At 74.0% G+C, this 26,211-nt stretch carries 2 protein-coding genes and 1 pseudogene; all 3 read right to left on the bottom strand.

What is annotated here, in order from left to right:
* Positions 1 to 32: 32 nt before the first annotated feature.
* Positions 33 to 9,749, bottom strand: coding sequence for a type I polyketide synthase (locus ACZ6BG_RS33495; RefSeq protein ID WP_469008507.1), 9,717 nt, complete (start codon positions 9,747 to 9,749; stop codon positions 33 to 35).
* A gap of 93 nt (positions 9,750 to 9,842) precedes the next feature.
* Positions 9,843 to 9,893 (bottom strand): annotated as a pseudogene (locus tag ACZ6BG_RS33490) (polyketide synthase docking domain-containing protein); the annotation flags it as partial.
* A 115-nt stretch (positions 9,894 to 10,008) separates the two neighbouring features.
* Entirely contained in the window at positions 10,009 to 25,761 is a 15,753-nt protein-coding gene (locus tag ACZ6BG_RS33485; RefSeq protein ID WP_469008504.1) for a type I polyketide synthase, read from the bottom strand.
* Between the last annotated feature and the right edge of the window lie 450 nt (positions 25,762 to 26,211).

The raw sequence follows: 26,211 nt of genomic DNA, 5'->3' as shown, positions 1-26,211 counted from the left end.
ACACGGGGTCGTGCGCTGCGTCTCGTACTGGGTCAGGAATCACTGTTGTCCAAGGCCAGCTGGATCAGGTTGGCCACGTCCATGGCGTCGATGGAGGCGTCCGCGTCGTCGTCATCGGCCGGGGCCGCGCCCGCGTCCGGGGCGGCGAGGCCGAGGAGGGCGTCCAGGAGGCCCGCCTCGCGGATACGGGCGATCGGGACGGCCGCCAGAGCACGGCGGACCTCGGCGTCGGCCGGGTCGTCGGCCCCGCCCACGTCGCCCTCGGCGTCGTCCATGGCGTCGGGCAGGAGTTCGGCGAGGAGCTCCAGGGCCAGCTCGCCGGGGGTCGGGTGGTCGAAGACGAGGGTGCTCGGCAGGCTCAGGCCGGTCGCGGCGTTGAGTCGGGTACGCAGTTCCACGGCGGTCAGGGAGTCGAATCCGAAGTCCTTGAACGCGCGGTCCTCACGGACGGCTTCCGTGCCGGTGTGGCCGAGTACGGCCGCGACTTCCGTGCGCACCAGCTTCAGGACGGTCCGCTCGCGCTCGGCGGGCGTCGCGTCGGCGAGCCGGTCGCGCAGGGCGGCCGCCGCGTCGGCGGCTCCCTCGGAGGTGCGTGCGCCCGCGTCGCCGGACGCGGCGTCGAGGGCGCGGCGGGCCTCCGGCAGGTCGTCGAGCAGCGGGCTGGGCCGCCGCACGGTGAAGGCCGGGGCGAACCGCTCCCAGTCGACGTCGGCGACGGTGACGAGCGGGTCGCGCCGGTCGAGCGCGTGCCGCAGGGCCGCGATCGCCGACTCGGGCCGCATGACGGGCAGGCCGCGCTTGCTCAGGTGCGCCGCGGCGGCGTCGTCGCCCGCCATGCCGGAGCCGCCCCACGGCCCCCACGCCACCGACGTCACGGCCCGCCCCTGGGCCCGGCGGCGCTCGGCGAGGCCGTCGAGGAAGGCGTTGGCGGCGGCGTACGCGGCCTGGCCGCCGCTGCCCCACACTCCGGCGATGGACGAGAACAGCACGAAGGCGTCCAGCGGCGTGTCGCCGAGCAGGTCGTCCAGGTGCGCCGCGCCCGCGGTCTTCGCGGCGACGATCTCCGCGAAGTCCTCGGGCCCGGTCTCGTCGATCATCCGGTCCTGGCCGAGGCCCGCCGCGTGCACGACGGCACTCAGCGGCGCGTCGGCGGGGATCTCGGCGAGCAGCCGGGCGAGGGCGTCACGGTCGGCGACGTCGCAGGCCGCGACGGTGACCTTGGCGCCCAAGTCCTCCAGTTCGGCGCTGAGTTCGGCGGCTCCGGGCGCGTCCGGGCCGCGCCTGCTCGTCAGTACGAGGTGCTGGGCGCCGCCGCCCGCGCACCAGCGTGCGACGTGGGCACCGAGGGCGCCGGTGCCGCCGGTGATGAGGACGGTGCCGCGCGGCCGCCAGGGGGTGGCCGGTGCGGTGCTCCGGGGCGCCCGGACCAGGCGGCGCACGTGCACACCCGAGGGGCGGACGGCGAGTTGGTCCTCGGCGAAGCCGGGGGTGGCGGTGCGGGTGAGGAGGGTGGTGAGGAGGTCGCGGGCGCGGGCGGGGACGGTGGCTTCGGAGGCGTTCGTGGCGTCGCCGGTGGCGTCCGCCGTCTCCTTGGCGCCCGTGGTGCCGGTGTTGGCGCCCGTGGTGCTCGTGCTTCCCGTCGTCTCCGCGAGGTCGATGAGGCCGCCCCACACGTCCGGGTGCTCAAGGCCCACGACCCGGCCGAATCCCCACGCCTGCCCCTGCGTGACACTGCGTACGGGATCGGTGTCGCCGACGGACACGGCGCCGGACGTCGCGATCCACAGCCGCCCGCCGACCTCGGCGTCGACGACGGCCTGCGTGAGCGCGAGTGTCGCGGCCATGCCCCACGTCAGGGCGGGGGCGTCCGGCTCCGGATGATCGTTCGCGTCCTCGTCGCCGGGTACGGCGTGGCCGTACGGCCGCTCGTCCAGGGCGAGCAGCGACAGCACACCCGCCACGGCGGCGCCGCAGTCGGAGGCCGCGGCCCCCGCACCGGGCTCCCGCAGAAGCTGCGCCATCGCCGTACGGTCGACGGCCCCGTCACCCACGACGACACGCCGGACGTCCGCGCCCGCAGCGGCGAGCGCCTCTTCGGCGGCCGCGCTCCAGGGGTGTCCGACCGCACCGGCCGGTACGACCAGCGCCCAGGTCCCACCGAACGCCGGACCAGTGCCCGACGGCTGGTCGCCGGACAGCGGCTTCCAGGTGACCCGGTAGCGCAGGGCCTCCACCTGGTGCTGTTCCTGCTGCCGCCGTCGCCAGGTCGCGAGCGCGGGCAGGACGGACTTCAGCGAGGCCTCCTGGTCCAGTTCCAGCGTCTCCGCGAGACCTTCCAGGTCCTCGCGCTGCACGACCTCCCAGAACTCGGCGTCCACACCACCGCTGCGGTCGTCGGCCGACGGACCCGAGGCCTTCGCTTCCGGCCAGTAGGTCCGGTGCTGGAAGGCGTACGTGGGCAGGTCGACGCGGCGCCGGGACTCCGTGGTGCCGTACAGGGGTGTCCAGTCGACGTCGATGCCGCGTACGTGGAGGTGGGCGAGGGCGGTGAGGAAGGTGTCGGGTTCGGGGCGGTCCTTGCGGGCGGCGGCGACGAGTCCGGCCTGGGCGGCCGGGTCGGTGAGGGTGTCGTGCGCCATCGCCGTCAGGACGGCGTCCGGGCCCAGCTCAAGAACAGTGGTGACGCCGAAACCGGTGAGAGCGCCGAGTCCGTCGTGGAAACGGACGGCCTCACGAATGTGACGGACCCAGTACTCCGGGTCCCTGAGCTGATCGGCCTCCGCCAGTTCACCCGTGACGTTGGAGACGACGGGCAGCTTCGGGTCCCGGTACGTCAGCCCCTGCGCGACCTTGCGGAAGCCGTCCAGCGCCGGATCCATCAACGGCGAGTGGAAGGCATGAGAGACCTTCAGCCAACGGACCTTACGGCCCTCACCCCGCAGGGTCTCCTCCAGACCCTCCAGGACCGTGCGGTCACCGGAGAGCACCACCTGGGCGGGCCCGTTCACGGCCGCCACACCCGCACGCTCCTCCAGACCCACCAGCAGCGGCAGGACCTCCGCCTCACCCGCCTGCACCGCAAGCATCGCTCCGCCCGCCGGGAGCGCCTGCATCAACCGACCGCGCGCAGCGACCAGTCGAGCCGCATCCTCCAGCGACCACAGCCCCGCCACATACGCGGCAGCCAGCTCACCAATCGAGTGCCCGCCCACAATCTCCGGCCGCACCCCGAAGGACTCCACGAGCCGATACAGCGCCACCTCGACGGCGAACAGCGCAGGCTGCGCGTACCCCGTCTGCTCCAACAACTCGGCATCCGCACCGAACATGACGTCCTTCAACGGCCGGTCCAACAACCCGTCCAGGTGCGCACACACCTCATCCAGCGCATCCGCGAACACAGGGAACGCCTCATACAGCTCACGCCCCATGCCAATCCGCTGACTGCCCTGCCCCGTGAACACGACCCCGAGACGGCCGTCCGTCACGGAGCCCAGCACGGCTCCCGGTCCGCCCGACGCGACGGCGTCCAGTCCGGTCAGGAGTTCTTCCCGGCCGTGGCCGAGTACGACGGCCCGGTGCTCGTGCAGGGCGCGGCCCGAGAGAAGCGACCAGGCCACGTCGGCGGGCTCCCACTCGGCGCTTGCGGTCAGGTGCTGGACGAGCCGTCCGGCCTGGGCGCGCAGAGCCTCCGCGCTGCGGGCCGACACCAGCCACGGCACGGCAGTCACCGGAGTGGCCACGTCGGCGGCTTCGGCTTCGTCGGTGGGGTCGGCAGTCCCACCGGACTCGGCGGACTCCGTCCCCCGCGCCTGCTCCACGATGACGTGCGCGTTCGTCCCGCTGACGCCGAACGACGACACACCCGCGCGACGCGGCGCACCGCCGGCACGCTCGGCCCACTCCCGGGCCTCCGTCAGCAGCTCGACCGCCCCCGCCGACCAGTCGACGTGCGTGCTCGGCTCGTCCACGTGCAGCGTGCGCGGCAGCACCCCGTGGCGCATGGCCATCACCATCTTGATGACGCCCGCGACACCCGCGGCGGCCTGCGTGTGCCCGATGTTGGACTTGACCGAGCCGAGCCACAGCGGCTGCCCGGCGGCCCGCTCCTGCCCGTATGTGGCGAGCAGCGCCTGCGCTTCGATGGGGTCGCCGAGGGTGGTACCCGTGCCGTGGGCCTCGACCGCGTCCACGTCGGCGGGCGTGAGGCGGGCGTTCGCGAGGGCCGCGCGGATGACGCGCTGCTGCGACGGGCCGTTCGGCGCCGTCAGGCCGTTGCTCGCGCCGTCCTGGTTGACGGCCGAGCCGCGCACCACCGCGAGGACCTGGTGGCCGTTGCGGCGCGCGTCCGAAAGGCGTTCCAGGAGGAGCAGGCCGACGCCCTCGCCCCAACCGGTGCCGTCGGCGGCCTCCGCGAAGGCCTTGCAGCGGCCGTCCGCGGCGAGGCCGCGCTGGCGGCTGAACTCGATGAACGCGCTGGGCGTGGACATCACCGTGACGCCACCGGCGAGCGCCAGGTCGCACTCGCCCTGCCGCAGCGCCTGCGCGGCGAGGTGCAACGCGACGAGGGCGGAGGAGCACGCCGTGTCGACGGTCATGGCGGGGCCTTCGAAGCCGAAGGCGTACGAGAGTCGGCCGGAGACGACGCTGGCCGCGTTGCCCGTGCCGATGTACCCCTCGGCGCCTTCGGGGGCGTCCTTCAGGAGGTCCAGGTAGTCCTGGCCGTTCGTGCCCGCGAACACGCCGGTGCGGCTGCCGTGCAGGCTAGGGGGTGCGATCCCGGCGCGCTCGAACAGTTCCCACGCGGTCTCCAGGAGGAGCCGCTGCTGGGGGTCCATGGCGAGGGCCTCGCGCGGGGAGATCCCGAAGAAGTCCGCGTCGAACGCGCCCGCGTCCGGCAGGAATCCGCCCTGCCGGGCGTAGGTGGAGCCGGGCGTCGCCGGGTCGGGGTCGTACAGCGCCCCGGTGTCCCAGCCTCGGTCGGCAGGGAACTCCCCCAGCGCGTCGACGCCGTCGGCGACGAGCCGCCAGAGGTCCTCCGGGTCCCGTACACCGCCGGGGAAGCGGCAGCTCATCGACACGATGGCGATGGGCTCGTCGTCGACCGGGCCGGTGGGCGCGACCGCCGTGGGCGTGGCGGTGTCGGGGCTTTCGCCGGTGAGGAGGAGGCCGGAGAGGTAGTCGGCGACGGAGCTCGGCGACGGGTAGTCGAAGACGAGGGTGGCCGGGAGGGTGAGGCCGGTCGCGGCGCCGAGGCGGTTGCGGAACTCCACCGAGGTCAGCGAGTCGAACCCGAGCCCCTTGAACGCGCTGTCGCCGGGCACCGCCTCCGTACCGCCGTGCCCGAGCACCGCCGCGGCCTGGGTCCGCACCAGGTCGAGCAAGGCCCGCTCGGCGTCCGGGCGCGGAAGGGCGGCCAACTGGTCCTTCAGGGAGGTGACTTCACCGTCGCCCGTTCCGGCGGAGCGCTCCGCGCGGGCGGTCGCCGTCTCCGGCAGGTCGTCGAAGAGGGTGCTGGGCCGGGTGGCCGTGAAGCCGCCGGCGAACCGGTCCCAGACGATGTCGGCGACGACGAGGGCGGCGGTGTCGTGGCTTCGGGCGCGGTCGTTCGTCGCCCGGCGCAGGACCTCGATGGCACGCGAAGGGTCCATCACGGGCAGGCCCGCTTGGCTCATCCGCTCGTCGGAGCCGTCGTCGGCGGCCATGCCGCTCCCGGCCCACGGGCCCCAGGCGAGCGAGAGCGCGGGCCGTCCGGCGGCGCGACGCTGTTCGGCGAGGGCGTCCAGGAAGGCGTTCGCCGCCGCGTAGTTGCCCTGGCCGGGTGCGCCCACGGTCCCGGTGAGGGAGGAGAAGAGGACGAAGGCCGACAGGTCGGCGTCGCGGGTCAGCTCGTCCAGGTTCCGGGCCGACTCCACCTTGGCGCGGAACACGGAAGCCATCCGGTCCGCCGTCAGGCCGTCGAGGACGCCGTCGTCCAGAACACCCGCGGTGTGGAACACCCCGGTCAGCGGCACATCCTCAGGAATCTCCCCCAGGACCCGCGCCAACGCCTCCCGGTCCGCCGCGTCACACGCCGCGACCGTCACCCGCACACCCAACTCCTCCAACTCCGCACGGAGTTCCGGCGCACCCGGCGCATCAAGACCACGACGGCTCGTCAACAGCACATGACCGGCACCCGCACGCGCCACCCACCGCGCCACATGACCACCCAGCGCACCCGTACCACCCGTCACAAGCACCGTGCCACCATCGGCCGACCACTCCCCCACCGACGACTCACTCAACGACGCGTCGCCGAAGGCCGCACGCACCAGCCTGCGTACGAACACACCCGAGCCACGCACCGCCACCTGGTCCTCACCCGACGAGGCCCCGAGGACCTGGGTGAGCCGGGACATCGCGCGCGCGTCGGCCGTCTCGGGCAGGTCGACCAGACCGCCCCAGCGCTCCGGGTGTTCGAGGGCCACGACCCGGCCCAGGCCCCACACGGCCGCGCCGTCGGTGTGGGCCACGGAGTCGGAGGCGCCGACGGAGACCGCGCCCCGCGTCGCCACCCACAGCGGCGCGGACACGGCCGCGTCGCCGAGGGCCTGCACGAGCGCGAGGGTCGGGAGCACGTCGGCCGGCGCGCACGCGAGGAGGGAGAGGACTCCCGTCACGGCCGTGCCGTCGGCGGCGTCCTGGCCGTGGTCCGCGAGGACATCGGCCACCTGCGCCCGCAGCGTGTCGCGGTCGGCGTCCCGCGTGTCCACCCGCAGGACCCGCGCACGCGCTCCGGCCTGCTCCAGGGCGCGCACGGAGGCGTCGAGCCACGGCTCCTCCGTCGCACCGGCGCGGGCGACGACCAGCCAGGTGCCGGTGAGCCCGGCCCGCGACTGCTTGGCGAGCGGCTTCCACGCGATGCGGTACTGCCAGCGGTCCAGCTCGGACTGCTCGTGCCGCTGCCGCCGCCAGGCCGTCAACGCGGGCAGCACGGACCGCAGCGGCGCCTCCTCGTCGACGTCCAGCGCTCCCGTCAGGGCCGCGAGGTCCTCGTCCTCCACGGCCTTCCAGAAACCCGCGTCCGCGGGGTCGAACCCGTCCCCGGTGACGCCGGGGACCTGCTCCAGGGGGTTGAGCCAGAGGTGCTGGTGCTGGAAGGCGTACGTGGGCAGGTCGACGCGGCGGCGCGCCTCGACGGGCTCGAAGAAGCGGGACCAGTCGACGGTGGTGCCGCGTACGTGGAGGTGGGCGAGGGCGGTCAGGAACGTGTCGGGTTCGGGGCGGTCCTTGCGGGCGGCGGCGACGAGACCGGCCTGGGCGGCCGGGTCGGTGAGGGTGTCGTGCGCCATCGCCGTCAGGACGGCGTCCGGGCCCAGCTCAAGCACAGTGGTGACGCCGAAACCGGTCAGGGCCGTCAGGCCGTCGTGGAAACGGACGGCCTCACGGATGTGACGGACCCAGTACTCCGGGTCCTTGAGCTGCTCCGTGCCCGCCAGTTCACCGGTCACATTCGAGAGCACGGGCAGCTTCGGGGTCTGATACGTCAGCCCCTGCGCGACCTTGCGGAAGCCGTCCAGCGCCGGATCCATCAACGGCGAGTGGAAAGCGTGCGAGACCTTCAGCCAACGGACCTTACGGCCCTCACCCCGCAGGGTCTCCTCCAGACCCTCCAGGACCGTGCGGTCACCGGAGAGCACCACCTGGGCGGGCCCGTTCACGGCCGCCACACCCGCACGCTCCTCCAGACCCACCAACAGCGGCAGGACCTCCGCCTCACCCGCCTGCACCGCAAGCATCGCTCCGCCCGCCGGGAGCGCCTGCATCAACCGACCGCGCGCAGCGACCAGTCGAGCCGCATCCTCCAGCGACCACAGCCCCGCCACATACGCAGCAGCCAGCTCACCAATCGAGTGCCCGCCGACAACCTCGGGCCGCACCCCGAAGGACTCCACGAGCCGATACAGCGCCACCTCGACGGCGAACAGCGCAGGCTGCGCGTACCCCGTCTGCTCCAACAACTCGGCATCCGCACCGAACATGACGTCCTTCAACGGCCGGTCCAACAACCCGTCCAGGTGCGCACACACCTCGTCCAGCGCATCCGCGAACACAGGGAACGCCTCGTACAGCTCACGCCCCATGCCAATCCGCTGACTGCCCTGCCCCGTGAACACGACCCCGAGACGGCCGTCCGTCACGGAGCCCAGCACGGCTCCCGGTCCGCCCGACGCGACGGCGTCCAGTCCGGTCAGGAACTCTTCCAGCTCCCGGCCGAAGACGACCGCCCGGTGCTCGTGCAGGGCGCGCCCCGAGAGCAGCGACCACCCCACATCGACGGGCTCAAGGTCCGCACGCCCGGCCGCATGCTCCCGCAGCCGCTCGGCCTGCGCCCGCAGCGCCTCAGGGCTGCGACCCGACACCAGCCACGGCACCACACCCGTGGCCCGCGCCACGGCGCCCGGCTCGACCGGCTCGGACGTCTCCGCGGGCTCCTCCACGGACGCCTGCTCCACGATCACATGCGCGTTGGTCCCGCTCACGCCGAACGACGACACACCCGCGCGACGCGGCGCACCGCCGTCGCGCTCGGCCCACTCCCGGGCCTCCGTCAGCAGCTCGACAGCGCCCGCCGACCAGTCGACGTGCGAGTTCGGCTCGTCCACGTGGAGGGTGCGGGGCAGGGTCGCGTGCCGCATGGCCATGACCATCTTGATGACGCCCGCGACTCCGGCGGCGGCCTGGGTGTGGCCGAGGTTCGACTTCACCGAGCCGAGCCACAGGGGCGAAGTCCCGCCAGTGGTGGCTTCGGGGCGTTCCTGGCCGTAGGTGGCGAGGAGCGCCTGCGCCTCGATGGGGTCACCGAGGGTGGTGCCCGTGCCGTGGGCCTCGACCGCGTCCACGTCGGCGGGCGTGAGGCCCGCGTTCGCCAGGGCCGCGCGGATCACGCGCTGCTGGGCGGGGCCGTTGGGGGCGGTGAGTCCGCTGCTTGCGCCGTCCTGGTTGACGGCGGTGCCGCGGACGACGGCGAGGACCTGGTGGCCGTGTCGGCGGGCGTCCGAAAGGCGTTCCAGGAGGAGCAGGCCGACGCCCTCACCCCAACCGGTGCCGTCGGCCGCCTCCGCGAAGGCCTTGCAGCGGCCGTCCGCGGCGAGGCCGCGCTGGCGGCTGAACTCCACGAAGGTGTCCGGCGTCGACATCACCGTCACCCCCCCGGCGAGCGCCATGCTGCACTCGCCCTGGCGCAGCGCCTGCGCGGCGAGGTGCAGCGCGACGAGCGAGGAGGAGCAGGCCGTGTCGATGGTGACGGCGGGGCCTTCGAGGCCGAAGGTGTACGAGACGCGGCCGGAGGCGATGCTGCCCGCGCTGCCGTTGCCGAGGTAGCCCTCGAACTCCTCCAGGCCCTCGGGGCTGCTGAGGATGCGGTTGCCGTAGTCGCCGTACATGACGCCGACGAACACACCGGTCCTGGAGCCCCGCACGGACAGCGGGTCGACGCCCGCCCGCTCGAAGGCCTCCCAGGTGGATTCCAGGAGGAGGCGCTGCTGCGGGTCGATGGCGAGGGCCTCGCGGGGCGAGATGCCGAAGAACGCGGGGTCGAACTCCGCCGCGTCGTGCAGGAATCCGCCTTCGCGGGCGTAGCTCTTGCCCGCGCGGGTCGGGTCGGGGTCGTGGAGGTCCGCGTCCCAGCCCCGGTCGTCCGGGAAGGGGGAGATCGCGTCCCCGCCGTCGGCGACGAGCCGCCAGAGGTCTTCCGGGCCGCCCACGCCGCCGGGGTAGCGGCAGCTCATCGCGACGATGGCGATGGGCTCCCGGCTCACCGACTCGGCGTCCTGTAGACGCTGCCGGGTCTGATGCAGATCCGCGGTAACTCGCTTGAGGTACTCGCGGAGTTTCTGCTCGTTCGCCATTTCGGTGCGACTCCTTCAACGCAGAGGGCCGACCCCATCACATCGGCGGGAGGGCAGGGGCAACAACCCCTACCCTCCCCCTACGGACCCCTTGAGGAATTTCCAGGAATTACTTTCAGGAGACGCCGAGTTCGTTGTCGATGAAGTCAAACATGTCATCGTCGTCGGCGTCTTCGAGCTGATCCGCGATGGCGGGCCCCGCGGCCGTGCCCGGCTCAGCGGTGTCGAGCCTGCCGAGCAGCGCCCGCAGCCTGCCGCGCACCGCGGTCCGTTCGTCGCCTGCCAGGACGCCCGCGGCCAGCGCCGCTTCCAGCCCGGCCAGCTCGGCGATCACCCCGCCGGGCCGCGCTCCCGCGACCGGCAGCGCCGACTCCGTACCGCTCGGCAGGCTCTCGTCCAGATAGGAGGCGAGTGCCGCGGGCGACGGGTAGTCGAAGATCAGGGTGGCGGGCAGGCGCAGTCCGGAAAGGGAGTTCAGCCGATTCCGGAGTTCCACCGCGGTGAGCGAGTCGACGCCCAATTCCAGGAATCCACGGGTGGCCCCTATTGCCTCGGGCCCGGAATGCCCGAGCACCGTCGCCACATTACCCCGCACGACGTCGAGCAGGACCCGTTCCCGCTCCTCGGGGGAAAGTCCCGCCAATTCCCTGACGAGGGCGGGGCCCGTGCCGTTCGGCTCGGCCGGGTTCCCGGGGCGCGCGAGCGCCCTGTCGACGCGGCGGGCCGGGGCGGGGACGAGGTCCGCGAACACGGGCTGTACGCCGTCGGGTCCGGCGGAGGCCCGCAGGGACGCGGTGTCCAGGCGCAGCGGTACGAGGACCGCGGGGGCGTCGTCGCGCGGCGGTGCGGGGGTCGACGGGGCCGAGGTCAGGGTCACGGCGGCGTCGAGGAGCGCCAGGCCCTCCTCCGTGGAGAGCGCGGCCACGCCGCCCCGCGCCATCCGCCCCAGGTCCGCCCCGGCCAGCTTGCCCGTCATGTCGCTCTCCTGCGCCCACAGGCCCCAGGCGAGGGAGGCCGCCGGGAGGCCCTGGCTGCGGCGTACGACCGCGAGGGCGTCCAGGACGCTGTTGGCGGCCGCGTAGTTGCCCTGGCCGGGGCTGCCGAGGACTCCGGCGGCGGAGGAGAACAGGACGAACGCGGACAGGTCCAGGTGGGCTGTCAGCTCGTGCAGGTTCAGGGCCGCGTCCACCTTCGGGCGGAGCACCGTGTCCAGGCGTTCCGGTGTCAGCGACGTGACCACGCCGTCGTCGAGTACGCCCGCCACGTGGACGACCGCCGACAGTTCACCGCCCGCCTGCTCCAGGAGTGCGCCCAGTGCCGCGCGGTCGGCCACGTCGCACGCGGCCACGGTGACCCGCGCGCCCGTCGCCTCCAGCTCCGCGCGCAGTTCGTCGGCGCCCGTGGCGGCGGCGCCCCTGCGGGAGACCAGGAGCAGGTCGCGTACGCCGTGCCGCTCGGCGAGGTGCCGCGTCACGACGCGTCCCAGGCCGCCGAAGGCGCCCGTGACGAGGACGGTGCCCGCACCGAACGGAGCGGTCGCTTCCGGGGCCGGAGCGGCTGCTTCCGCGGCTGGGGCGCCGGCGACCCGGGCCAGTCGCGGCACCCACACCGCGCCGTCCCGCACCGCGGCCTCGGGCTCACCCGAAGCGAGCACGGCGGCCAACGCCGACGAGGCCACCGAACCGGCGTCCATGAGGACGTCCACGTCCGCACCCGCGAGCGCGCCCGCGTCCGCGTCGATATCCGCGTCGATGTCCACGCCGGTGTCCGCGTCCACGAGGGCGAACCGCCCCGGATGTTCCACCTGCGCCGACCGCACCAGCCCCCAGATCGCCGCGGCGGCGGGGTCGACGTCCGCGTCCATGCCCCCGGCGGGGACCGCGCGGCGCGTCACGACCACGAGCCGCGCGTCCTCGAACCGCTCGTCGGCGAGCCACGCCTGTACCACTTCGAGGGCGTCGGCCAGCGTCGCGGAGACGGCCTTCGGTCCCGCGAGCCCGGCACCCCCGGCGGCCGACGTCCCGCCCGCGCGCCACAGCACCGCGGCGGGAAGCTCCTCCCCCGCCCCGAGCGCCGCGCCCAGGGCGGCGAGGTCCGCGTGAACCCGTGCGCCCGGCACCGCCTCCGTGTCCCCGATGAGCACCAGCGGCACCTCTTCGGCGGCCGCGGTCCCGGCCTGCGGCTTCCACTCGACGTGGAGCAGCGAGTCGCCGACAGGGCCACCCCCACGGAGCTGCTCGTCCGAAACGGGGCGCGACACCAGCGAGTTGACGGTGGCGACCACCTGCCCGGCCTGGTCGGCGAGTGTCAGTGTCACGGCGTCCGCTCCGGCGCTGCGCAGGCGCACCCGGACCGTTGCGGCGCCCGCCTGGTGCAGCCGTACGCCGCTCCAGGCGAAGGGAAGGCCGAGGCCCTGGCGTTCGTCGTCGCCGTCCTGTGCCCTGGGCAGCAGCAGGGTGGCGTGCAGCGCGGCGTCCAGCAGGGCGGGGTGCAGGGTGAACGCCTCGGCGTCCGACTCCTCCGGCAGGGCGACTTCGGCGAAGACCTCGTCGCCGCGCCGCCAGGCCGCGCGCAGCCCCTGGAACACCGGGCCGTAGCCGTAGCCCGTGTCGGCGAGGCGGTCGTACAGCGAGGCCGCGTCGTCGATCGGCTCCGCGTCGCGCGGCGGCCACTCGGACAGGCCCTGGGGCTCTTCCTCGTCGGCCTCGGCGGCCAGGAATCCGGCCGCGTGCCGGGTCCACGGGCCCTCGGGGTCGGCCTCGTCGCGCGAGTGCACGCTCACCGGGGCACGCCCGTCGTCGTCCACCGCGCCGACGCTGACCTGCAACTGCACGGCGCCACGCTCCGGCAGCACCAGCGGAGCCGCCAACGTCAGCTCCTCAAGCACCCCGCAACCCACCTCGTCACCGGCCCGCACGGCCAACTCCACGAACGCCGTCCCCGGCAGCAACACCTGCCCGCCCACGGCGTGATCCGCCAGCCACGGATGCGTGGCCACCGACAGACGACCCGTGAACAGGTACCCGTCCGTACCCGCAAGCGGCACGGCCGCCCCAAGGAGCGGGTGCCCGGCCGACACCAGCCCCGTACCCGACACGTCGCCGACCGCGCCGACGGCCGCACTCGGCCAGTAACGGCGCCGCTGGAAGGCGTACGTGGGCAGGTCCACACGCTGACGGGTCCCGGCTGTGGCGTACAGCAGAGCCCAGTCGACCTCGACTCCGCGCACGTGCAACTGCGCGAGAGCCGCCAGGAAGGTGTCCGCCTCGGCGCGGTCCTTGCGCACCGCGGCGATCAGGCCCGCCTGCGCGTCCGGGTCCGTGATCGTGTCGTGCGCCATCGCCGTCAGCACGGAGTCCGGGCCCAGCTCAAGGAGGCTGGACACACCCTGCGCAGTGAGGGTGGCGAGGCCGTCGTGGAAGCGGACGGCCTCGCGGACGTGGCGCACCCAGTACTGCGGGTCCTGGAGCTGAGCGGCTTCCGCCAGTTCGCCGGTCACGTTCGAGACCACCGGCAGCGCGAGATCCTGGTACGTCAGGCTTTCGGCGACCTTGCGGAAGTCCTCCAGGACGGGGTCCATGAGGGGCGAGTGGAAGGCGTGGGACACCTTCAGCCAGCGGACCTTGCGGCCCTCACCACGAAGCTTGCCCTCCAGGCCCTCCAGCGCGGCCCGCTCACCGGAAAGCACCACCTGCGACGGCCCGTTCACCGCCGCCACACCCACACGCTCGGAGAGACCATCCAGCAACGGCAGTACGTCCGCTTCGGCGGCCTGCACCGCGAGCATGGCCCCGCCCTCGGGCAGCGACTGCATCAACCGACCACGCGCAGCGACCAGTTGGACCGCGTCCTCCAGGGACCACAGCCCGGCCACATACACGGCCGTCAGCTCGCCGATGGAGTGGCCACCGACGATCTCCGGGCGCACCCCGAAGGACTCGGCCAGGCGGTAGAGGGCCACCTCGACGGCGAACAGCGCGGGCTGCGCGTACCCCGTCTGCTCCAACAGCTCGGCATCCGAGCCGAACATGACGTCCTTCAACGGCCGGTCCAACAACCCGTCCAGGTGCGCACACACCTCGTCCAGCGCATCCGCGAACACAGGGAACGCCTCGCACAACTCACGCCCCATACCGACCCGCTGACTGCCCTGCCCCGTGAACACGACCCCAAGACGGCCCTCCACCACCGAACCCGACACAACACCCGGCCCGCCAGAGGCCACCGCCCCCAGCCCGGCCAGGAACTCCTCCCGCTCCCGCCCGAAGACGACCGCCCGATGCCCATGCAGGGCACGCCCCGAAAGCAGCGACCACCCCACACCGACGGCATCGAGGTCCTCGCGCCCGACGACGTGGTCCCGCAGCCGCTCGGCCTGGGTCCGCAGGGCGTCCGTGCTGCGGCCGGATACGAGCCAGGGCAGCGCGTTCGTCGACGCCACGACCGGAGGGGCGATCTCGGCGGGCATATCCGCCTGCGCCTGCTCCACGATCACATGGGCGTTCGTCCCGCTCACGCCGAACGACGACACGCCCGCACGACGCGGCGCACCCCCGTCCCGCTCGGCCCACTCCCGGGCCTCCGTCAGCAGCTCAACCGCCCCCGCCGACCAGTCCACATGGGAACTCGGCGCGTCCACGTGCAGGGTCCGCGGGAGTACGCCCTCCCGCATCGACATCACCATCTTGATGACGCCCGCGACACCGGCGGCGGCCTGCGTGTGCCCGATGTTGGACTTGATGGAGCCCAGCCACAGCGGCCGGTCGGCCGACCGCTCCTTGCCGTACGTGGCGAGGAGCGCCTGCGCCTCGATCGGGTCGCCGAGGGTCGTGCCCGTGCCGTGCGCCTCGACCGCGTCCACCTCGGCGGCGGACAGACCGGCGCTCTCCAACGCGGCACGGATGACCCGCTGCTGGGACGGCCCGTTCGGGGCGGTCAGGCCGTTGCTCGCGCCGTCCTGGTTGACGGCCGAGCCGCGGACGACAGCCAGCACCTCATGACCGTTGCGGCGGGCGTCGGACAGGCGCTCCAGGAGCAGCAGGCCGACGCCCTCACCCCAGCCCGTGCCGTCCGCCGCCTCGGCGAAGGCCTTGCAGCGGCCGTCCGTGGCGAGGCCGCGCTGGCGGCTGAACTCCACGAAGGTGTCCGGCGTCGACATGACGGTCACGCCGCCCGCGAGCGCCATGTCGCACTCACCCTGCCGCAGGGCCTGCGCGGCCAGGTGCAGGGCCACCAGGGACGACGAACACGCCGTGTCCACGGTCACCGCCGGGCCTTCGAGGCCGAAGGAGTACGACAGGCGGCCGGAGACGACGCTGGCCGCGTTGCCCGTGCCGAGGTAGCCCTCGCCGCGGTCGGGGGCCGTGCGAAGGACGTCTTCGTAGTCCTGGCCGTTGGTGCCGGAGAAGACGCCGGTGCGGCTGCCGCGCAGGGTCGCCGGGTCGATGCCCGCGCGCTCGAAGGCCTCCCAGGCGGTCTCCAGGAGGAGCCGCTGCTGCGGGTCCATGGCGAGGGCCTCGCGCGGGGAGATCCCGAAGAAGTCCGCGTCGAAGTCGGCCATGTCGTGGAGGAAGCCGCCCTCGCGGACGTAGCTCGTCCCCGCGTGGTCGGGGTCGGGGTGGTAGAGCGACTCGACGTTCCAGCCGCGGTCGTCCGGCATGTCGCCGATGGCGTCCTTGCCGTCGCTGAGGAGCCGCCACAGGTCTTCGGGGGACCGTACTCCGCCGGGGAAGCGGCAGCTCATCGCCACGATCGCGATGGGGTCACCGTCCACCGCGCCCGCCCGCGCCGGAGCGGGCGCCGGGGTGTCGTCGCCGTGCGGCGCGAGGTCGCCGAGGAGTTCGTCGCGCACGTGCGCGGCGAGGGCCTCGGGGGTGGGGTGGTCGAAGATCAGTGTCGCCGGGAGGTGGAGTCCGGCCGCCGCGCCGATGAGGTTGCGCAGTTCGACGGCGGTCAGCGAGTCGAAGCCGAGGTCCTTGAAGGGGCGGGTGGCGTCGACGGTCTTGGTCGCGGGGTAGCCGAGGACGGTCGCCACCCGTTCGCGTACCAGATCCAGGAGCGCCCGGTCCCGCTCCGCCGCCGGTAGCGCGGCGAGGCGTTCCGCGAGCGGGAGCGTGGAGGTGGCGGAGGTGGTGGACGCGGTCGCGCCACGGGCGCCCGCCGTCGAGGGCCCGGCCGGGCCGCCGGGGAGTGTGAGCTGGTCGAAGAGGTGGTTCGGACGGGCCAGGGCGTAGGTCGGCGCGCAGACGTCCCAGTCGACGTCGGCGAGCGTGACCGCTGCCGTGATCGGCCCCGCCTGGGCGTCGGGCCGTCCGGCGGCCGCCAGTGCGGCGGCCATCGCGGCGACCGCCAGGTCCGGCTCCATCGCGGGCATGCCGCTGTCCCGTACGCGCTGCTCGACCACGCCGCCGTCGACGGCCATGCCGCCGCCGGCCCACGGGCCCCACGCGAGGGACAGCGCGGGCAGGCCGAGTGACCTGCGGTGCTGGGCGAAGGCATCCAGGAAGGCGTTCGCCGCCGCGTAGTTGCCCTGGCCGCCGATGCCCATGGAGCCCGCGACGGACGAGAAGAGCACGAACGCTGTCAGCTGTTCGTCACGGTGTGTCAGCTCGTGGAGGTTCAGGGCCGCTTGGGCCTTGGGGCGGAACACGGTGGCGAACCGGTCCGCCGTCAGGCCGTCGAGGACGCCGTCGTCCAGAACACCCGCCGTGTGGAACACCCCGGTCAGCGGCACATCCTCAGGAATCTCCCCCAGGACCCGCGCCAACGCCTCCCGGTCCGCCGCGTCACACGCCGCGACCGTCACCCGCACACCCAACTCCTCCAACACAGCACGGAGTTCCGGCGCACCCGGCGCATCAAGACCACGACGGCTCGTCAACAGCACATGACCGGCACCCGCACGCGCCACCCACCGCGCCACATGACCACCCAGCGCACCCGTACCACCCGTCACAAGCACCGTGCCACCATCGGCCGACCACTCCCCCACCGACGACTCGCCCAGCGCCGTACCGCCCGAGGGCACGCGCACCAGCCTGCGCGCGAAGACGCCGGACCCGCGCACCGCCACCTGGTCCTCACCGGAGGCCGAGGCGGCGGCCAGGGCGTCGGCGAGCCGCAGCCGCGACCGCTCGTCGGCGCGTTCGGGCAGGTCGACGAGGCCGCCCCAGAGCTGGGGCTGTTCCAGGGCGGCGACGCGGCCCATGCCCCACACGGGGGCCTGCGCGGGAGCCGTCAGACGGTCCGAGCGGCCGGTGCTGACGGCGCCGCTGGTAGCGGCCCACAGGGGTGCCGCCACGTCCGCGTCACAGAGGGCCTGGAGGAGGGCGAGCACACCTTCGAGGCCGACGGGGACGGTCGGGTGCGCCGAGCCCTCGGAAGCGTCGAGGGCCAGCAGGGAGAGCACGCCCTGGGGGCGGCCCGCGCCCGACTCGGCCTGTGCGTCGAGGAGTTCACGGAGCTTGCCGCCGAGGACGTCGCGGCGGGTCTCGTCGGGGCGCACCGCAATCCGGACCACGCGCGCGCCACGGGCCGCGAGCCCCTCGGCCGCGGCGGCGACCCACGGGTACGCGTCCTCGTCCGCCGGCGCGACGACCCACCACGTACCGTCGAAGGCCGCCGGGGCGAGGCCGGTCAGCGGCTTCCACGACTCCTGGTAGAGCCACCGGCCGACCGTGGAGGCCTCGCGGCGCTGCCGTCGCCACGACGAGAGCACCGGAAGCGCCTCGCCCAGCGCGGCCATGCCGTCGGCTGCGCCCTCCGCGCCCAACTCGGCGCTCAGCGACTCCAGGTCGCCGCGCTCCACGGCCTCCCAGAAGCGTGCCTCCACCTCGTCGACGCCGAGCCCGCCGCCTCGGGTGACGGCTGCGGCGGACGCGGACAGGTCGAGCCAGTAGTGGTCGCGCTGGAAGGCGTACGTGGGCAGGTCGACGCGGCGGCGGGTCTCCGTCGGGGCGTACAGCGGCGCCCAGTCGACGTCGCGGCCGCGCGCGTGCAGTTGGGCGAGGGCGGCGAGGAACGTGGCCGGTTCGGGGCGGTCCTTGCGCACCGCCGCGACGAGACCGGCCTGCGCGTCCGGGTCCGTGATCGTGTCGTGGGCCATTGCCGTCAGTACGGAGTCCGGGCCAAGCTCCAGGACGGTCGACACGCCCTGCGCGGTGAGGGCGCCGAGCCCGTCGTGGAAGCGGACGGCCTCGCGGACGTGCCGCACCCAGTACTCCGGGTCCTGAAGCCGATCGGCTTCCGCCAGTTCACCGGTCACGTTCGAGAGGACCGGCAGCTTCGGGTCCTGGTACGCGAGCCCCTGCGCGACCGCGCGGAACTCGTCCAGGATCGGGTCCATCAGGGGCGAGTGGAAGGCGTGGGACACCTTCAGCCAGCGGACCTTACGGCCCTCACCACGAAGCTTCCCCTCCAGGCTTTCGAGGGCCGTGCGGTCGCCGGAAAGGACCACCTGGGCGGGGCCGTTCACGGCTGCCACACCCACGCTCTCCGAGAGGCCGTCAAGGAGCGGGAGTACGTCCGCCTCCGCCGCCTGCACGGCCAGCATCGCGCCGCCCGTCGGCAGGGACTGCATCAACCTGCCGCGCGCGGCGACCAGTTGAGCCGCGTCCTCCAGGGACCAAAGACCGGCCACATACACGGCCGTCAGCTCGCCGATGGAGTGGCCACCGACGATCTCCGGGCGCACCCCGAAGGACTCGGCCAGGCGGTAGAGGGCCACCTCGACGGCGAACAGCGCGGGCTGCGCGTACCCCGTCTGCTCCAACAGCTCGGCATCCGTGCCGAACATGACGTCCTTCAGCGGCCGGTCCAGCAACCCGTCCAGGCGCGCACACACCTCGTCCAGCGCATCCGCGAACACAGGGAACGCCTCGTACAACTCCCGGCCCATACCGACCCGCTGACTGCCCTGCCCGGTGAAGACGACCCCAAGACGCCCCTCGACCACCGAACCGGTCACAACCCCCGGACCACCGGAAGCAATCGCCCCCAGCCCGGCCAGGAACTCCTCCCGCTCCCGCCCGAAGACGACCGCCCGATGCTCATGCAGGGCACGCCCCGAAAGCAGCGACCACCCCACACCGACAGGCTCAAGGTCCTCGCGCCCGGCCACGTGTTCCCGCAGGGTCTCCGCCTGCGCCCGCAGCGCCTCAGCGCTGCGCGCCGACACCACCCACGGCACGACGGCCGTGACGGGCGCGTCGCCGACGGGCTCGGCCACCTCGGCGGGCTCGACCGCCTGGGCCTGCTCCACGATCACGTGCGCGTTGGTCCCGCTGACGCCGAACGACGACACACCCGCACGACGCGGCGCACCGCCTTCGCGCCCCGGCCACTCCCGGGCCTCCGTCAGCAGCTCGACCGCCCCGGCCTCCCAGTCCACATGGGAGCTGGGCTCGTCCACGTGCAGGGTCTGGGGCAGTAGGCCTTCCCGCATCGCCATGACCATCTTGATGACGCCCGCGACACCGGCGGCGGCCTGCGTGTGCCCGATGTTGGACTTGATGGAGCCCAGCCACAGCGGCTCGCGCCCGGCAGGGCCCTCCGGCCGCGTCTGCCCGTACGTGGCGAGCAGCGCCTGGGCCTCGATGGGGTCGCCGAGGGTGGTGCCCGTGCCGTGGGCCTCGACCGCGTCGATGTCACCGGCCGACAGTCCGGCGCTCTCCAACGCGGCGCGGATGACCCGCTGTTGGGACGGCCCGTTCGGGGCGGTCAGGCCGTTGCTCGCGCCGTCCTGGTTGACGGCCGAGCCGCGGACGACAGCCAGCACCTCATGACCGTTGCGGCGGGCGTCGGACAGGCGCTCCAGGAGCAGCAGGCCGACGCCCTCACCCCAACCGGTGCCGTCGGCCGCCTCCGCGAAGGCCTTGCAGCGGCCGTCCGTGGCGAGGCCGCGCTGGCGGCTGAACTGCACGAAGGTGTCGGGGGACGACATGACGGTCACGCCGCCCGCGAGCGCCATGTCGCACTCACCCTGGCGCAGCGCCTGCGCCGCGAGGTGCAGGGCCACGAGCGATGCCGAGCAGGCGGTGTCGACGGTGACGGCGGGGCCTTCGAGGCCGAAGGCGTAGGAGAGGCGGCCGGACATGACGCTCACCGCGTTGCCGGTGAGGACGTGGCTCTCGATGTCCTGGGGGACGGCGGCCATGCGGGAGATGTAGTCGTCGCCGTTGGAGCCGACGAAGACGCCCGCGCGGGTGCCGCGCAGCGTCGTCGGGTCGATGCCCGCGCGCTCGAACAACTCCCATGAAGTTTCCAGGAGTTGGCGCTGCTGCGGGTCCATGGCGAGGGCCTCGCGCGGGGAGATCCCGAAGAAGTCCGCGTCGAACTCGCCCGCGTCGGAAAGGAAGCCGCCCTCACGGACGTAGGTCTTGCCCGCGCGGTCGGGGTCCGGGTCGTAGAGATCGGCGAGGTCCCAGCCGCGGTCGCCCGGGAACTCGCCCATGGCGTCACGGCCCTCGGCGACGAGGCGCCACAGGTCCTCGGGGCCGCGCACGCCGCCGGGGAAGCGGCAGCTCATCGCGACGATGGCGATGGGGTCGTCGTCGCTGGAGGTGGTGCCCGCAACGGCGCCACGGGGCTCCGCGGCGGCCCCCGTCGCGTCGGGGCCGAAGGTCTCCTCGGCCAAGTAGGCGGCGAGCAGGGCGGAGTTGGGGTAGTCGAAGACGAGGGAGGCGGGCAGGCGCAGGCCCGTGGCCGCCTGGACGCGGTTGCGCAGTTCCACGGCGGTGAGGGAGTCGAAGCCCAGCTCGCGGAAGGCCCGGCCGGGGTCGATGGCCTCGGGGGCGGCGTGGCCGAGGACGGCGGCAGCCTGGGCGCGGACGAAGGTGACGAGGGCCGCGTCGCGCTCCGCTCCGGGGAGTGGGGCGAGCTGCCGTATCCAGTCGGGTCCTGTGACGGTGTGGCCGGTGGTGTCGGGGGTGGCGTCCGCCGGGGCGGCGGTCCGCTCCCGCACCTCGGGGATCTTGGCGAAGAGGGGGTTGGGGCGGGACGCGACGAAGCCCGGCAGGAAGGTGTCCCAGTCGACGGCGGCGACTACGACACTGGCGTCGCCGCGCCCGACGGCGTCCCGCAGGGCGGCGACGGCCCGCTCGGGCGGCATCGGCGGCATGCCGTCGCGCCGGGTCCGCTCGGCGCGCACGGCGGTGTCGGCGAGCCCGCCGCCGTCCCAGGTGCCCCACGCGATGGAGGTGGCGGGCAGGCCGTCGGCTCGGCGCTGTTCGGCGAGGGCGTCCAAGTAGGCGTTGGCGGCGGCGTAGTTGGCCTGACCGGCGTTGCCGAGCGCGCCGGACGCCGACGAGTACAGGACGAACGCGTCCAGGTCCAGGTCCCGGGTGAGGTCGTGCAGGACGGCGGCCGCCGGGGACTTGGGGCGCAGCACGCCCTCGAAGCGTCCGGGGGTGAGGCCGTCGACGGTCCCGTCGTCCAGGATCCCGGCCGTGTGCACGACGGCCGTGAAAGGTGCGTCGGCGGGTATCCCGTCCAGGACCCGCGCCAGCGCGTCCCGGTCGGCGGCGTCGCAGGCCGCCACGGTGACGCGTACGCCCGACTCCTCCAGTTCGGCGCGGAGTTCGGGGGCGCCGGGCGCGTCGAGGCCCCGCCTGCTCGTGAGGACGAGGTGGTCGGCGCCCGCACCCGCGAGCCAGCGGGCGACGTGCCCGCCGAGGGCGCCCGTGCCGCCCGTGACCAGGACGGTGCCGCGGGGCGTCCACGGGGTGTCGCGGGTGAGGTCGGCGCCCGCCGCCTCGCCGCGCAGGAGACGGCGTACGAAGACGCCGGAGCCGCGCACCGCGAGCTGGTCCTCCACGGCGGTGCCGGGGGCGTCCGCCTGGGGGCCGTCGGTGGCCGCGGTGAGGATCGCGGTGAGGCGGGCACCGGCACGGGTGTCGTAGGAGCGGGGCACGTCGACGAGTCCGCCCCAGCGGTCGGGGTGTTCGAGCGCGGCGGTCCGGCCGAAGCCCCACAGATGGGCCTGGCCGGGGTGGTCGAGGCGGTCGCTGCGGCCCGTGGAGACGGCTCCTTGGGTGAGGGCCCACAGACGGGCCTCGGCTCCGGTGTCACCGAGGGCCTGTACGAGGGCCAGCGTGGCGGCGAGCCCGGCGGGCACGGCCTCGTGCCCGGCCAGGGGGGACTCGTCGAGCCCGAGGAGGGAGAGGACTCCGGCTAGGGGGGCTCCGCCACGGCTCACGTCAGCGGCGGGACCAGCTCCGGGAAGGCCCGCGTCGGCGCCGAGTTCAGCGCCGTCCGAGCCCGCCTCGGCGGATGGGGCGTCCTCAGGCCGCGTACCCGCGCCGGACACCCCACCATCGCGCCCGGCGGCGGAACCCGAGCCCTCGCCGACCGCACCGCCGTCACGGGACACACCACCCCCGGCCGCCTCCCGCAGCCTCTCGCCCAGCAGCTCCCGCGTCGCCTCGCCCGCCGCCACGCGCAGCTCGACCGGCTCGGCGCCGGAGCGTGCCAGGGCCTCGACGACCCCGGTCGCCCACGGGTGGTCCGCCGCGCTGTCGGGCAGGACGACCAGCCAGCGCCCCGAGAGGCGGGCCGACGGCAGGTGGCCGCCGGGCAGGGGCTGCCAGGCGACCCGGTAGCGCCAGCTGTCGATGACGGCACGTTCGCGGCGGCCGCGCCGCCACGCGGACAGGCCGGGCAGGACCTCGCTGAGCGCGCCCTGGGCGACGCCCCCGAGCGTGGTCGTCAACTGGTCGACGTCCTCGCGCTCGACGGCCTCCCAGAAGCGGGCCTCGACCTCGTCCGCGGCGGCGGGCTGCGCGGCGTCGGACGTGCGCTCCTCGGTCAGCCAGTAGTGGCGGCGCTGGAACGGGTACGTGGGCAGGTCGACGACGGTGTGCTCGCCGGGCAGCAGGGCGTGCCAGTCAAGGTCGGCGCCGAGCGCGTGGGCCTCGGCGACGGAGGCGAAGAGACGGTCCGCGCCGCCCTCGTCGCGGCGCAGCGAGCCGAGGGTGGCGGCCGGGGTGCCCGCCTCGTCGATGGTGGCCTGGACCGGGACGGTGAGGACCGGGTGCGGGCTCATCTCCAGGAACAGGGTGTGGCCCTCGGCGAGGAGGCCGCGGGTGGCCTGCTCGAAGAGGACGGTGTGGCGCAGGTTGCGGTACCAGTAGCCCGCGTCCATGAGGGTGTCGTCGGTCAGCCAGTCGCCGGTGAGCGTGGAGTACAGCGGCACGTCGGGCGAGCGGGGCGCGACGGGGGCGAGGACCCGCGCCAGGTGCTCCTCGATGGCTTCGACGTGGGCGGAGTGGGAGGCGTAGTCGACGGGGATGGTGCGGGCGCGGATGTCACGGGCCACGCAGCTCGCGACCAGCTCCTCCAGGGCTCCCGTGGCGCCGGAGACCACCACGTGCGAGGGGCCGTTGACGGCGGCCACGGACAGGTCGTCGCCCCACTGGGCGAGGATGGCGCGCACCTGCTGCTCGGGCAGCGGTACGGAGACCATGCCGCCGCGGCCGGACAGTTCGAGGATGGCCTGGCTGCGCAGGGCGACCACCCAGGCCGCGTCCTCCAGGGACAGCGCGCCCGCGACGCACGCGGCGGCGATCTCGCCCTGGCTGTGCCCGACGACGGCGGCGGGCTCGACACCCGCGGCCCGCCACACGGCGGCCAGGGACACCATCACGGCGAACAGGACCGGCTGGACCACGTCGACGCGGTCGAAGTTGTCCCCGCTCAGCTCCTCGAACAGGTCCCAGTCGACGAACGGGCCGAGCGCGTCCGCGCACTCCCCCATGCGGTCGGCGAACACCGGTGAGGAGTCGAGGAGTTCACGCGCCATCCCGGCCCACTGCGAGCCCTGCCCCGGGAACACGAACACCGGGCGGACCGTACCGCCTTGCGCGCGCCCCGCGACCACGTTCCGCGCGGTCGTGTCGCCCTGCGCCAGCGCCTCAAGCCCGGCGAGCAGCTCCTCCCGGTCCCGCCCGACGACGACACCCCGCCGCTCGAACCGCGACCGCGCCACCGCCAACGTCCATGCCACATCGCGGGGTTCGAGGTCGGCGTCGGCCAGCAGGCGCGCGCGCAGCCGGGCGGCCTGCGCCCGCAGCGCGGGCTCGGTCTTGGCCGAGAGGGACACGGGGACGAGGCCGGGGACGACACCAGGGGCGGCAGGGGCGACGTCGGGCGCGGCGTCGGCGGCGAACGCGTCATCGCGTACGAGAGCGGACACGTCATCGCCTACGAGTGCGGGCGTGGCTTCCACGACAGGCGCGCCCTGCGGCGCACCCCCGGACTCCCCCGCCGGCAGCTCCTCCACCCCCGGAGCCTCCGCCGGCTGCTCCACCGGCGCCTGCTCCACGATGAGGTGCGCGTTCGTCCCGCTCATGCCGAACGACGACACACCCGCGCGCCGGGGTGCCCCGTCGGCCCGCTCGGGCCACGCCCGGGTCTCGGTCAGGAGCTCCACGGCCCCCGCGGACCAGTCGACGTGCGTGCTCGGCTCGTCCACGTTCAGGGTCTTCGGGAGCAGGCCGCGGTCGATCGCCTGGACCATCTTGATGACACCTGCGACGCCCGCGGCGGCCTGGGTGTGGCCCACGTTGGACTTCAGCGAGCCGAGCCACAGCGGCTCCTGGCTCTCGGGGCGGTCCTTGCCGTACGTGGCGATCAGGGCCTGCGCCTCGATGGGGTCACCGAGGGTCGTGCCCGTGCCGTGCGCCTCGACGGCGTCGACGTCCGCGGGCGTGAGGCCCGCGTCGGCCAGGGCGGCACGGATGACGCGCTGCTGGGCGGGGCCGTTGGGGGCGGTCAGGCCGTTGCTCGCGCCGTCCTGGTTGACGGCGGAACCACGGACGACGGCCAGGACCTGGTGGCCGTTGCGGCGCGCGTCGGACAGGCGCTCCAGGACGAGCATGCCGACGCCCTCGCCCCACGCCGTGCCGTCCGCGGCCTGCGCGAACGGCTTGCAGCGGCCGTCGGGCGCGAGGCCGCGCTGACGACTGAAGGCCAGGAAGGACCCCGGTGAGGCCATGACGACGACGCCGCCCGCGAGGGCGAGGGCGCACTCGCCCTGCCGCAGGGCCTGCACGGCCAGGTGCAGGGCGACCAGCGACGACGAGCAGGCCGTGTCGACGGTCATGGTGGGGCCCTGCAGGCCCAGGGTGTAGGCGATGCGGCCGGACGCGACGCTGGCGGCGGTGCCCGTGACGAGGTAGCCCTCCAGGCCGTCGCCGGCGTCGCTGAGGCGGGGGCCGTACTCCTGGGTCTCTGCGCCGACGAACACGCCGGTTCCGGAGTCGCGCAGGGCGGCGGGGTCGATGCCCGCGCGCTCCAGGGCCTCCCAGGACGTCTCCAGGAGGAGGCGCTGCTGCGGGTCGGTCGCGAGGGCCTCGCGGGGCGAGAGGCCGAAGAAGTCCGCGTCGAACTCGCCCGCGTCGTGCAGGAAGCCGCCTTCGCGGACGTAGCTGGTGCCGGGGCGGTCGGGGTCGGTGTCGTACAGGGCGGCGAGGTCCCAGCCTCGGTCGGCGGGGAAGCCGGAGATGGCGTCCACGCCGTCGGCGACCAACTGCCACAGCTCGTCGGGGGTCTCGACGCCGCCGGGCAGGCGGCAGCTCATGGCGACGATGGCGATGGGCTCGTCGTCGGCGCGCCGGGCCGCGGCGGGCACGTAGCCCGCGTCGGCGCTGTCGAAGAGTTCGGCGCGCAGATGGCGGGCGAGGGCGTCGGCGCTCGGGTAGTCGAAGACGGCGGTGACGGGCAGCTTGAGACCGGTGGCCCGCTGCAGTCGGCGGTGCAGTTCCACGGCGGTCAGGGAGTCGAGGCCGAGGTCGAGGAAGGGGCGGGAGAGGTCGCCGGGTGTGCGGGTGCCGTCCGCGCCGCCGAGGACCGCGGCGACCTGCTCGGCGACCACGGCGCGCAGCCGCCGTTCCTGTTCCGCGCGCGGGCGGCCTTCAAGGGTGTCGCGCAGTTCTTCCGCGGGAGTGGGGGCCTTCGCGTGAGAAGGGGTCTCCGGGTGAGGCCGGGCCTCCGGGTGAGAATGGGCTGCGAATTCCTCGAAGTCGCTCATTGTTCCACTCCGTAGCACCGGCCATGATGGCTTTCAACAAATCCCTGACTGCACTCCGGGCGAAATTCTCTGATGGTGCGAAGGGTCCTGCGGACTCCGCGAATCCGAGAATCCTCGACGATTCCCCGACACTCCGCGGATTCCTGCGGCCGCATGGATTCCTGAGGTTTCTCAGGAACACCGGTATCCCCGCCCCGACTTCAGACAGATTTGCCCACAATACCTGTGCAGGCTAACAGTGCGGCCTTCGTCGCCCCTACCCCTAATCGGCCCCTATGACGTCCGAGTGCGGGG

This window comes from Streptomyces sp. NPDC041205 (assembly GCF_055591765.1).
This window is presented reverse-complemented; position numbering and strand designations above follow the sequence as displayed.